This window comes from Fibrobacter sp., assembly GCF_017545445.1.
Taxonomy (GTDB): domain Bacteria; phylum Fibrobacterota; class Fibrobacteria; order Fibrobacterales; family Fibrobacteraceae; genus Fibrobacter.
On sequence record NZ_JAFWOM010000007.1, the window covers coordinates 1 to 12,201 of the forward strand.

13 protein-coding genes and 1 tRNA gene are annotated in these 12,201 nt (G+C 48.2%); 6 read left to right on the plus strand and 8 right to left on the minus strand.

Annotated elements, in window-relative coordinates; translation table 11 throughout:
• Window positions 1–407 precede the first annotated feature (407 nt).
• From IKG78_RS00470 to IKG78_RS00495, 6 genes are read right to left on the minus strand one after another with little or no spacing between them, the layout of a single operon-like run.
• Window positions 408–689, minus strand: coding sequence for a hypothetical protein (locus IKG78_RS00470; RefSeq protein WP_290938030.1), 282 nt, complete (start codon window positions 687–689; stop codon window positions 408–410).
• 31 nt (window positions 690–720) lie between these two features.
• A complete protein-coding gene (locus tag IKG78_RS00475) occupies window positions 721–1,131 on the minus strand; it encodes a hypothetical protein (protein ID WP_073321104.1) in 411 nt (136 codons plus the stop codon).
• A gap of 2 nt (window positions 1,132–1,133) precedes the next feature.
• Window positions 1,134–1,307, minus strand: a complete 174-nt coding sequence (locus IKG78_RS00480) for a DUF4314 domain-containing protein (protein ID WP_139261070.1) — start codon at window positions 1,305–1,307, stop codon at window positions 1,134–1,136.
• Between the two features lie 11 nt (window positions 1,308–1,318).
• Entirely contained in the window at window positions 1,319–1,696 is a 378-nt protein-coding gene (locus IKG78_RS00485; RefSeq protein ID WP_088627474.1) for a hypothetical protein, read from the minus strand.
• Window positions 1,697–1,708: 12 nt separating this feature from the next.
• Window positions 1,709–1,927 (minus strand): hypothetical protein, encoded by a 219-nt coding sequence (locus IKG78_RS00490; RefSeq protein ID WP_139299652.1) that lies wholly within the window; start codon window positions 1,925–1,927, stop codon window positions 1,709–1,711.
• Between the two features lie 17 nt (window positions 1,928–1,944).
• Window positions 1,945–2,349, minus strand: coding sequence for a hypothetical protein (locus tag IKG78_RS00495; protein ID WP_073053496.1), 405 nt, complete (start codon window positions 2,347–2,349; stop codon window positions 1,945–1,947).
• Between the two features lie 371 nt (window positions 2,350–2,720).
• On the opposite strand from IKG78_RS00495, the gene IKG78_RS00500 reads away from it, so the two are divergent.
• Window positions 2,721–2,783, plus strand: a tRNA-Met gene (locus IKG78_RS00500).
• Window positions 2,784–2,841: 58 nt separating this feature from the next.
• Here IKG78_RS00500 and IKG78_RS00505 read toward each other — a convergent pair.
• Window positions 2,842–4,218: a sulfatase-like hydrolase/transferase gene (locus IKG78_RS00505; RefSeq protein ID WP_290938032.1), complete on the minus strand. Its 1,377-nt coding sequence runs from the start codon at window positions 4,216–4,218 to the stop codon at window positions 2,842–2,844.
• A 216-nt stretch (window positions 4,219–4,434) separates the two neighbouring features.
• Here IKG78_RS00505 and IKG78_RS00510 point away from each other — a divergent pair, with 216 nt between their 5' ends.
• Both IKG78_RS00510 and IKG78_RS00515 read left to right on the plus strand, forming a co-directional pair.
• On the plus strand, window positions 4,435–4,929 hold the full coding sequence (locus IKG78_RS00510) for a type II secretion system protein (protein WP_290938034.1): 495 nt from the start codon (window positions 4,435–4,437) through the stop codon (window positions 4,927–4,929).
• 107 nt (window positions 4,930–5,036) lie between these two features.
• Window positions 5,037–7,610, plus strand: coding sequence for a TIGR03960 family B12-binding radical SAM protein (locus IKG78_RS00515; protein WP_290938036.1), 2,574 nt, complete (start codon window positions 5,037–5,039; stop codon window positions 7,608–7,610).
• A gap of 426 nt (window positions 7,611–8,036) precedes the next feature.
• Here the strand turns inward: IKG78_RS00515 and IKG78_RS00520 are convergent, their stop codons facing one another.
• A complete protein-coding gene (locus IKG78_RS00520) occupies window positions 8,037–8,249 on the minus strand; it encodes a hypothetical protein (RefSeq protein ID WP_290938038.1) in 213 nt (70 codons plus the stop codon).
• 129 nt (window positions 8,250–8,378) lie between these two features.
• Between IKG78_RS00520 and IKG78_RS00525 the strand changes: the two genes are divergently transcribed.
• From IKG78_RS00525 to IKG78_RS00535, 3 genes are all read left to right on the plus strand, one after another.
• The gene (locus tag IKG78_RS00525) at window positions 8,379–9,224 is read left to right on the plus strand and encodes an LOG family protein (RefSeq protein ID WP_290938040.1); all 846 of its coding nucleotides are present in this window, start codon (window positions 8,379–8,381) and stop codon (window positions 9,222–9,224) included.
• Between the two features lie 222 nt (window positions 9,225–9,446).
• Window positions 9,447–10,553 carry a protein kinase gene (locus IKG78_RS00530; RefSeq protein ID WP_290938042.1) on the plus strand — a complete coding sequence of 369 codons (1,107 nt, stop codon included), beginning with the start codon at window positions 9,447–9,449 and terminating at the stop codon, window positions 10,551–10,553.
• A 47-nt stretch (window positions 10,554–10,600) separates the two neighbouring features.
• Entirely contained in the window at window positions 10,601–12,085 is a 1,485-nt protein-coding gene (locus IKG78_RS00535) for a hypothetical protein (protein WP_290938044.1), read from the plus strand.
• Window positions 12,086–12,201 lie beyond the last annotated feature (116 nt).

Here is a 12,201-nt window from a genome sequence, read left to right on the forward strand (position 1 = left end):
GTGGAGCCTCCCGGACTTGAACCGGGAACCAACGGGTTTACGTTCGTGATGCTTTCGCACCTCCGTGGACTATGTCTTCGCCATGCCCTTGCGGGTTTAGGCGTGGGAGGCTTGTGCGGTCATTAAGCAGGCTCTACTGCTCCGCTAGTCTCTACACCTTCCAGGAGTGTACCCCTGGCTCGGCTCGGCGTTGCCGTGCAGCGTTACCGCTGGTTAGGTTTCACCGATTTCTTCCCATTCGCATCCAACTCTTTCAAGCTGGTGCCACAATTTTTATGAGTCCGACGCTCTAACCGATTGAGCTAAGGCTCCGAGCGCAAAGATAGTAAAAATCGGATTTTTTCAAGTGTATAAATCATATTTTGTGCAAAAAAGAGACCGAAGGCGGCTCCTACTGCCGCCTAAGACTAGAGATACATCGCTTTCACTTGAGCCTTGATTTTTTCATCGGCATCGGACTTCGACAGGTAGTCGCGTATCAGGTCGGGAAAATTATAGGGCGCCCACTTGCACATATAGGCGGCGACCATGCGGAAGAAATCGGTCTCGACCTGCTTCTCGACGGTCAGCGCATATTCCTCGCAGACGAACCGTTCCGCCATCCAGAATTTCCCCGCATTTCCATTCCCAGCTTCAAAGGGACATTCCTTCTCGCCCTTGTAAAAGCTGCACAGAGTTCTGTAATTCATTGTTTGCCTCGCTTTAAAAATAGCTTTTGTACTATTGCTGCAAGCTGTTCTTGAGCATGTTCACCACGCCATCTATCCAGGAACGGTTCACCTCGTAGCCCGACGCACAGCGCGTCAGATAGCCGCGTACCTTCTTCTCCACGTCCGCGATTCCGTCGAACACGTCGAAGCAGTAATCTCCATCGGCATCCAGTGGCGAACCGCGCCCGGAAATTCTGTCCTGGATGCTGCAAGCGTAATAGACCCGCGGGTAATCGAGGGCGCATTTCAGCTCCACGTAGCGCCTGTAGCCCTCTCCCTGCCTGAATGTCTGCACATTCTCCACATAAACTCCGCAGTCGTTCTTACGGGCGCAAAGCCATGATTTACACCATGGCCTTGCATTGTTCGCTTCGCTTGCGGAATCCAAGATGGAAAAGAAATCCAGCTGTCCTTCCGCCATCGTCACCCCTCCAGCAATCGAACTTTATCGCGTTCAGGCTGAACAGCCAAGCCGCCCCAGGTTCCATGCACTTGACCAGCGTCGTCAATAAAATCAACAACTCCGACCTTTCCCGTGTACTGGGGTTCGCCTACCATTTCGAGAATTTCAATCTTGTCTCCGATTTTCAAATTCATGTTCAGCCCTCCTAGCAATATTCGACCTGCGTCAGCATCGGGTAGCCTTTCGGAAACAGCTTGGTACAAAGTTTTTCCACATGTTCGGAAACGTAATATACATCTTCGTCGCTCAATGTGGTAGTCTCTCCGTCCTTATTTTTTACGACCAGGAGATTGCCGACAAACATAGGCGAACCGAGATTGTCGATGGCACTGATTTTCGCGGGCTGCTTGAAAAGACCTTCGTCGTCGCAGATAATGTCGAAGACCTTCTTGCCGATTTTCCGTTCCTGAATGTCAATCACGGTACACTGCAATTCGCGGTAATAGTCCGCGAGCTTGTTTTCAATTTCGACCGCCTTATGGGTCTCGTTGATAACGTCGATGAGGTATGCTTTTATCTTCATTGTTTTTTTCCTTTAGGTTAGAGTCCACTTGTTTTGAATTGCATCGTAAACAACAGCGAAGCCAAGCCTCAAGGCGACTTCCTTGAGCGCGAGCAGCTTCGCAGCTGCGGTGTCGGCCTGCGCCAGCGTGTACCTTTCCATGGTTCCGTTGACGCTTTTCTCAGCCATCTTTTGAAGTTCGTCGGATTTCTGATTGAACTCGTTCATCATCCGTTCAAGCTGTTCTTTCACATTCGCCCTTTCCATCGCTATGCCTCCGCGCTTTCATCTTCGGGTTCTTCTTCAATCGCTTTTTCGATTTCTTCTTCCAGTTCCTCCATCGCCTTTTCAATGCCCTCGTCAAGCAGGTAGCAGCGAATCGTCACGTCCGCCCATTCAGCGCCTTTCTCGATGGCGTTGCACTCGCAGCAGAACTCGGTCATGGCCTCGCCAAGCAAGTCCCAGTTTCCCGCGATGTTTTGTTCAGCGTCATAGCTGGAGAACGTATAGGAACCCGAAGCGTTGCCAGTAACGGAATCGTCAACCCAGAACGCATCGCGGAATTTTTCTTTCAGCGTTTCCTTGGACATTCCCTTCACGTCGTGATACCCAAGGTATTCCTTGATGGCTGTCACGCAGTCGTCCTTGATGTTTTCGTGGTAGTCGTAGCTCATGGTTTTACCTCTCAAAAAAAGAGAGGCTCGCCGTTTGGCGAGCCTCGATGGATTGAATCGAAAGTCGTTTTTTCCCGTCTGGAATCATCAAATTTCTAGTCAACATTATGGTCATTTTTAAATAGTTTTGATGCTCTTTTGTTCACTACTTAATATACCTAATTTAGTTAGGTTTGTCAATGGCCGTACAAAAAAAATTTTGACGGTCTTTACCCCCTGGTTCAACCTGTTAATTTTTTGTAAATTTTTGACGTCTGGGGATGAGCAAAAAGCTCAAAACCAGGTCACAAAAAGTGGGCTTTTTAAGGCAAAAACAGGGTTTAAATTGTGAGCTTTTTGTGAGACGTTAATCGAAAACCCAGTATCTACGCGGGACAGGGCAGAGCAGCGGACTCATAACCCGTTGGTTCCCGGTTCAAGTCCGGGAGGCCCCACGAAGGTCCCGAATCTGCAAGGATTCGGGGCTTTTTCTTTCCGCCTTATTCACAATGTTTAGTTCAAAATAATGAGCGGAACCCATCTAAAGTAAAAAGATTGAACAAAGTCTGTTTGCTCCAAGGACACCATTGGCCGGTGGTCGCCACGGATGATAAAACGGTACTCAGGGTGCTTTGCGGCAAGGCGAGCGATCAGCCTCAATGTGTTTTCTTGTAAAGTAAAGTATGTACAATCGACATCGGGCAATGAAAAGATTTTGCAGAAATAGGATTTTTCGAACATGCCAGACCAGTCGTAAAATGGATGCGCATCCAAAGTGGTCCAATAAACGAATTTAGGTACTTTATCCGTAATGAGCGAATCGATAAACATAATCATTGCCGAATCACAAATTCCAACAAATCCGTTGCGGCAACCCGGCAACCCAATTTTTTCAAAGTCTTCCTTGAACAACATTTTGTCGAAACCAAATTTGGCGTAGTTTTCTCCACGCGAATAGAACTCGCTATCGTAACCGTGAACATACCACGTCTGTAAATGGTGTTCCCTGAATTTTTGAGGCAATGGAGTCTCGCGGATTTTACCGCGTACAGTCCCGAAATCTTCCCACTCCGCCCCTTGCGTATGCGATGCTTCTCGCGGGTAAAGTCCCAAGAAGCGGAAATTCGAATAAACAAATGGAGAAAGCAAAGCCTTTGCCTGATCCACCGATTTTTTCACGCCGTAGCTTTCCACGAGAATCATTACCGTGGGTTTCGAAAAATCATCGACAACCGGCTTGTCTTTTTCCCAGACCGGATATACCGCTTTGATATCATCTCGCAAAAGCGTGCTGTGCCTTGCAATCTCTGGCGAGCATAACTGCATGAACCATTTTTGCATTGCGTAATCCATAAGAGGTTGCTGCGGATGCAATTTGTTGATGCCAAAACTTGCGATAACAGCACTAGCGACAAGGATAAATCCAATCTTATGCGAAATTTCAACCCTATTTTTTCCCCATAGAATTTTATGGGCAAATAAAAGCTCTAGTGAAACGATAAAAGACGGCACGATGACAAAAAGGGGCGGTCCCCACCAGAAAAATTTCGCAAGATCCCATGCATCCGGGAGCGTCAACAGCACAGAGTAGAAAAAGAAATTTTCCGCATCGGCGACAACAAATAAAATTGCAAAAAATTCATAGACCAGCAACAAAAACAGTCGCCTTCGAGGGATCGCCGCCGTCACGAAAATCATAAACAAGTACATGCCCATCGTCACATACGCATCTATCGTATTCGTCAAAACAGCCAAAACGCAAATCAGAACCGCAAACGGCATTTTCAACAAGAATTGTCCTCGGGGCAGCAATAGCAAGACCATAAAAAAGAAAACGTCCGCCGACAAAATCCCATGCAATAGCGGAGAATCGTAAATTCTGCACGCCATATACGCAAAAAACGCCCCCACAAATGATGGCAGGATAAAATACAGAACGTTCAACTTGCGCCTCAGCATAGAAAAAAACTATATAAAAATCCGGAAACAGCCTTAAACATCGTAAAATTTCATTCATTTTATCATTTTAACCCATAAATATTTTATCTTTAGGTAATGCATGCAAAAAACGTATTTTTCTATTACAGGATGAGACAGGGGCACGCTATGAAAAAGCAAGGTTTTTCCCTTATCGAATTGATGGTCGTCATCGTAATTATGAGCACACTCGCTGCAATCGCCGTTCCAAAGCTATTTGGCATGATTGATAAAGCCAAGGCCTCCGAAATCAGTTTTTCCGCAGGAACATACGTAAAATTGCAAGAGACATACGTCCATGAACACGGCAAAGCCGGAAGTTGGCATACCATAGGCTACAAGTCTCCCGGTGGAAACTCATCTGGCAAAGGAAGCTCGTCCACTTTTGAATATGATGCCGCACAGACCACTTACAATTGGAGTGCAGAATCTGTTGTTAAATTGAACAATTGCGTCAAAGGCAAAAAATGGTTTATTAATTTTTCGATGGAAACAGACTCCCATCTAATTAACTTCTGGGCCAGTTCCGATGACACCACCAATTGCAGTGATCAATTGACTCCGAATTTCAAACTATTGAGCAACACAGCAACACCAATTACATCTCCCGGTAGTGTGGAATAAAGCTGTGGACGACCAGCGGTGAATTACTAGCCGCCATCCCTTGCTTATCGCAAGGAACTTTGAGGCCCCCGGCGTAATGCACGGGGCTTTTTGCTAGATTTTGACTTATGACAATCCTTGAAAAAATCGCACTAGCACTCCCCGCCGTTGAATCGCCGGCTCGTTACATGGGCGGCGAAGCGAACAGCGTCATCAAAGACCACAGCAAAATGCTTGCTCGCATGGCGTTCGTGTTCCCGGACACTTACGAAATCGGCATGAGCAACAACGGGCTGCGCATTCTGTACCATGTGCTGAACCACGAGCCGGACCTGCTTTGCGAAGTGGCTTTCGCCCCGTGGGACGACATGGCCCGCGAAATGAAGAAGTACGACATACCGCTCTACACGCACGCAAGCTATACAGCGGTCAAGGATTACGAAGTTGTGGGACTTACGCTCCAGACGGAACTGAACTTCACAAACGTGCCTTACGTGCTTGAGCTCGCCGGGATTCCAGCATGGCAGAAAGACCGTACCGAAAGCGACCCGATTGTGGTCTCCGGCGGACCTGCGATGGGCAATCCCGAACCCGTGGCAGATTTCTTTGACGCGTTCATGATTGGCGACGGCGAAAAGCTGATTGTAGAATTTGTGCGTTGCGTGGGCGAAGGGCGAAAAGCAGGACTCCCCCGTGCAGAGATCCTTAAAAATTTGTCTAAAATAGACGGCGTTTATGTTCCAAGCCTTCGCGAAGTCGTCAAGAACGAATATGGCTTCATCGTTCCGAAGGAACCGGCAAAGGGTTCTTACGAAAAAACGAACGGCGTTCGTCGGCAGTTTATTCCGTATCTCGACCCCAAAGATTATCCTATCAAGAACTTGATTGCAAACATGCAGCTTGTCCACAATCGTTTTAGCGTCGAAGTGATGCGCGGCTGTGCTCAAGGTTGCCGTTTTTGCCAAGCGGGCATTTGGTACAGACCGTGCCGCGAACTCAATCCCGATGATGTTTTGGACATTGCCAAAGCAGGCATTCAAGCGACGGGCGAACGCGAACTAGGACTTTTGTCGCTTTCCACCGCAGACTACAAGCCGGTCGAAGCACTCACGGATTCCATCATCGACGACCCGTTTTACGATAACGTTGATGTAAGCCTCCCGAGTATCCGCGTCAACAGTTTTGGACAAAGTCTTGCCGAAAAAGTGGCGGCACTCAAGGGTGGCCGCAGTGCGACATTCGCGCCCGAAACAGGTTCCGAACGCATCCGCAAGATGATTAACAAGACCATCAGCGACCAAGACATGTACGATGCCGCCGAACACGCGTTCTCCAGCGGGTTCAACAAAATCAAGCTTTACACGATGATTGGGTTCCCGACCGAGAATTTAGACGATATGCAAGCGTTCTGCGACCTCATTTTCAATCTCGTGAAGATTGGACGCAAGTACAACCGCGGCATACAAATTGCAGTAAGCATTGGCATTCTCATCCCAAAATCGTTTACGGGGCTGCAGTGGGCTCCGTTTATGGACAAAGAAACGGCGCTCGGTCACATCCGCTTTGTTCGTGAAAAGTTCTTCAAGCACCCGAACGTGAAAATTAACTGGGCCGCCTGGGAAACGAGTTTCCTCGAAGCCGTCTATAGCCGTGGCGACCGCAGCCTCGGTCCCGTCATTTACGCCGCCTACAAGAAAGGCATCATCTTCGAAAGCGACAGCTACCGCTTCGACTTCAACAAGTGGCTCGAAGTTTGGGAAGAATGCGGTTACGACACAAGCTGGGTCTATCGCGAACGCGAAAAAGACGAAGTGTTCCCGTGGGACTTTATCCATGCAGGCACCTCGAAGCAGTACTTGCGCCGCGAATGGGAAAAAGCGTTCGACCCGACTTCTGCACCCGTACCGAACTGCAAGTGGGGCGACTGCCAGAAGTGCGGCATTCCTGGCTTTGGTAAAGAAATCGTCCTCGCGGACGATCCGGTGCGCCACAAGGCGCCGAGCCGCACGCCCGAAGAAATCAAGAAACTCGTTGCAGACCGCCGTCCAAGTCAAAAGGTCCACTACAGTTACAAGATAACGTTCAAGAAATCCGGCATCAGCAGGTTCCTCCCGCACCACAACATGCTCAGTTTCTTCGAACGCACGTTTATCTGCGCTGGCATTCCCATCAAGTTCAGCGAAGGTTTCAGCCCGAAACCGCGTATCGTGAACATGGGTGCGTTACCGCTTGGACTTGAAACGTATTGCGAAGTCATCAGCGTCGATTTGCTCCAGCCGCTTGACATCTCCCCTGAAGGCAAGCAAAAGACCATCGAAATGCTCAGTGCACCGTTCCCGCGTGGCATGGAAATTGTCGATATCGAGCCCTTGAAAGAAAAGCTCTCGAAACATTTCCCCAAAGCAATAGTCTATCGCCATACGCCCGAAAGTATTCCCGCCGACCTGATGCAAAAGTTCGAACAAAAGCAGTTGCCGATTGTCACAAACCACCGTGGCCAGCAGATGGACTTGAACGAACAAGTTCTTGGCATAGACATTCAAGACGGCACGATGACAATCCGCATCAAATGCAACAACCAAGGCACAACGCCAAGCCCGTTCGTCATTTTCGCAGGACTCCTCGGTATCGAGATCGACCCCGCCAAACTCGACGAAGTCTCGCGCCGCTTCCTCGTCGCAAAAATCGCGATCGAGTGGTGAGATTAGACGAGAGAACGGGCTTCGCCCTACAGACGAGAGACGAAAGAAGAGGCGTGAGGTATGGGGTATATGAGAGTAGAAATTAGCATTGTCATCCTGGAGGGTTCGTAGAACCCGATAGGATCCATAGCGTCTAGATACTAGAGCAGCGCCCCCCGTCATCCCGAGCCAAAGAGGTTGGGGCTTTGTCCCATCCATGCGGAAAATAATGGACTCTATCAGCACTAAGTGCTTCCAGAGTGACAAATCTACAACCTTAATGCGACTGGAGCCTTCACGACATTCGTTGTTCAGGATGACGCATTCATAACATCATTATCAAAGCCGACTTGCCTTACAGACGAGAGACGCTCAAAAACACGCTACTCCAAACTCTGGAGCAACAAAGCAAAAGCCCCTCGACTAAATCGTTGGTGAAAGCAGCAGTTATTCTGCCGGGAGAATAATCTCGATGTGGTTGGTGCTGACGTTCAAAAAATGCGTACGGAACAAATCACGCTCGTTCCTGTCGCAAACGCGCACCTGAGTCACCGCGATAAAGTCCTTGTTTTCACGGATATAGTCCGTCAAGCGTTCGTCACGCAACGTGTCGATTTCGCCCGTAATGACAAAATTATCTGTCCACATTTTAACTAGCATACCCAAAATATATAAATGTTATTCCAACTAAGATGATAAAAACTTTACTTTTTTACCCATAAAACCATTTTAACATATATTATTCATTAAATAAAACGTTTAAGAACCATTTTTTAGAGGTTTAGTATTATGGCACCGAAAAAAATCCACCCGGCACCGGGACAGATGGCATACCACAATGCCGAATTCATGGAAAGCGATGCAGCACGTACCATTCGATTCCTTTCTGAATTTTTGCAACCCGACCAGATTTTCAAGCAAGAAGACATCAAGAACACCATCGTATTCTTCGGTTCCGCTCGTACGCTCCCGCCCGACGAAATCAAGAAACGCCGCAAGGGCTGCAAGAACAAGGCCGAACTGAAACGGTTAGACAGGCTCTCCAAAGTCGCAGAATCTTACAACTCCGCACGCGAACTTGCATCCCGCCTCGGCAAGTGGATCAACAAGCAGCACCAAGGCTACGCCATCATGACGGGTGGCGGTCCTGGCATCATGGAAGCCGGAAACCGAGGCGCCACCGACGTAGGCACACCATCCATCGGTCTCAACATCAAGCTTCCGTTTGAACAACATTGCAATCCTTATTTGGACGATGCTCTCAACTTGCAGTTCCGCTATTTCTTTATTCGTAAGTACTGGTTCTTGCGCATGGCGCGTGCGTTAGTCATTTTCCCCGGCGGGTTCGGCACACTCGACGAAGCCTTCGAAATGCTCACGCTTATCCAGACCGACAAGTACGCCCAGCAAATGCCTGTTGTCATCTTCGACTCGAAGTTCTGGAAAACGGCGCTCAACTGGGAGTTCTTTGCGGAAACCGGCATGATCAACCCCGAAGACCTCAAGCTCTTCAAGTTCTGCGATACCGTCGATGAAGCATACGACTTCATCACCGACGCTCTCACAAAACAAAGCGAAGGGCAGGTCACGTTCGCAAGAACCCATGTCGAAGAATTCGAAAGCAAGAAAAAATAAAATACCGCAATCCTGCGCACTGTCATGCCGGACTCCGTTCACTTTGACTACTTGCAGTTGACGCTTCGCGTCAGCAATTTCGGCTCAATCATAAAATCAAGCAAGCTTGATTTTGCGATACTCGCCTTGAATGCTATTTAGTGCTTAGTAGTCATGGTCCGCGAATGGGGACGGCATCAGTTTTTTTAGGCATATTCCATTGCATTTTTTTAAATTTGGGCTATGTTCTGGAACAACTTGGCAGAAATAATGGACCGGGTTTCGCGCAACCTGGCATTACGTCCAAATTACACCATGGAAGAATACCAGCGGTGGTTTGACCATAATCCCGACTTCAAGCACAATGGTGACGCCGAACGCATTGAACTGATCGAGCCGCTTTCGCTTACGGGCACAAACCAGTTGTACCGCGCGAAACTTTGGCTCCAGCATCCCCGCGACGACAGGCACTATGACGAAAAAGAAATCGTCGTAAAAATTTGCAAATACTGGGCGCATTCCGGCAAGAACCGCTTGCACCGTCTCAACATGCTATTGAGTGCATTCCAAGACGAAATCCGCATCAACAACCTCGTCCGTGCGACAAACATCGAAGGCGTGGTGCAGACGTTTGGCGGAGGCATCGCAGGCCGCCACCCTTATCTCAAGCTGGAATTCATCAAAGGCTGTTCTATCGACCGCGTCATCAAGCCTAAGCTCACTGACGAAGAACTATTGCAGCGAGTCGCCCAAATGGCGTACCTCGCGAACACGATAAGTCAACTCCATTACTACCAAATTGTACACAAGGACCTCAAGCCCAAAAATCTACTTTTGTGCCAAAATCCGACACACAAAAACAACCATAAGATTCTTGTATGTGATTTCGGGTATGCCCAAGCAAAAATGCGCGAGACCGTCAGCGAAGGCGGCGGACTTTCAACGCCATGCTACAGTGCACCCGAACTTGCTCAGTCTAGCGAGAACATCACCTATGCCGTTGATTACTTCAGTTTCGGCGCAATCATGCACGAATACTTGACAGGTTGCAAGCTCTACCCCAAGGCCAAAGAAATTTACAACGAAGATGGGCATATTGCCTCTAGCCGCTACATGGAATACATCAAGAACGGTCGCGAAAACGTATTCCACGATGACCGTTTCCCAGAAATTCACAACTGGATTGACAACCTTACCACGTTCGACAGTACCGAGCGTATGAAACGCAGCCCCAACCTATTCGCCCTAGCGCACAAGCTCCGTGAAGAGGTAAACGCACTGGGATTCCGTGATGTGAACACCGATTTTCTATGGAACCAGCTAAACGAGTACGGAAAACGTACATTTTAGCTAAAATTCTATAACATTCTGCTATTGATTTGGTTATATTCATTAGCATGAAGAAAATATTGAGCATACTACTTACACCATTCAAGGTGTTCAAAATTCATCACTACATCACGCTTGTAGCATTTATCGCTATAGGCATATTTAACTTTCAGACGACCTTTGACCCAACCGTTCAGCAGTTGCGCCAAGAAAAGGACATCCACCAGTCGTTTGAAAAATGGTGGAACGAAGAACGAGCCGAGGAGTTCAAAAAAGTCGGACTCGTTCCAGACAAAAAACTTAAAAAAGAGGAATTCGAACTTTACAAGGAACGTTACCGTGTCGAGAATCCGACACCGATTGTCGAGGACCGCGTCGAGCAAATGAAGGGAGAATTCCGCGAATGGTGGGAAAACCAGGGCGGAAAGGAGCAATACGCAGAAGAACACGGCAGTTTCCCTACCGACAAGCAATACGAGGCGGAACTCGAAAAATGGATTAACAATTATAAGGATAAATTTGCACGTTACCGCTGGGCGTACATTCCAAGCCGTGGTAACACAGAAAGCCTGCTCACTTGTAGCATTTTGTTCCCCAGCTTCTGGTCTTATCTTTTCTGCGTTCTGTTTTTCATGTTCGCACTGATGCAACTCGAAAAACGTTGGAATACGCTGTATGTCTATGCATTCGCCATCGTAATTGCAATTATAAGTGGTTTCTTTGTCGATTTGCTTGTCAACACGTCGTTCTTTGAACAGTTCGCTTCAGATCGCTATATGGGCGTAAGCCTGATGCTTTGTTTCTTGCTAGGAGCAAATACGTTCGATAAAGACAGAGAATGCTTGCCCTCTTACGTCTGCAAAATTTCAGAAGCAGGATTAGTCATCAGCATGGCGATTGACTGGTTCTTGAACCCAGGAATTTTCAATGCCGTTGCCGCTGAATCGCCCGTATTTTTCGCACTAGGCGGACTTGCCGGTTACTATATGCCACACCGCAGTGAACCATCGACCGAAGTCAACGCCCCCATCCACGAAACCGTAGAAAAGACTGCACCGGGCGAACGCACTCGCAAAATGATCAGCAAAGGCCTTGAAGAAGCGAATAACGGCTCAACCGAGAACGCTTCTCGATTACTGCAATACGGGCTGACAGCGCTTTTGCAAGAGCAACCCGTCAAGTTCCAAGATGTGAAGGATGCCGTGAACAAAATCGTAGGCAGCTACATTGAACTTCCGAGCACGCAATGGTTTGAATGGGGAGCAACCGCAAAGCAAAAGAACATTCCTGAAGCAGCAATTGTGCTCCTCGAAAAAGGAATCGCCAAGGAAACGGACCCGAACTTTATCCGCCGCGCTCACTTAGACATCGGCGAGCTCCGCATCCAAATAAAACTAGACGTGAATGTCGCCATGGAGCATTTGGCTAAAGTCATCAAGGAAAAAGACGACGACAAGCTTGCCGAACAAGCCAAAAAACTCATGGAACAAGGCAAGGACATTCTCGTCCAACAAGCATACGCCCCCACAAGGACGTTTAAAGTATCCAATTAATGACCTTGCTGTAGAGCAGTCCCCCCCCCGCATTTGACTGTCACCCCGGATTTGTACAAGTACAAAGCCCTTCGGCTCAGCTATGAAAATGCAAGCATTTTCGCAGCGTTCGCCTT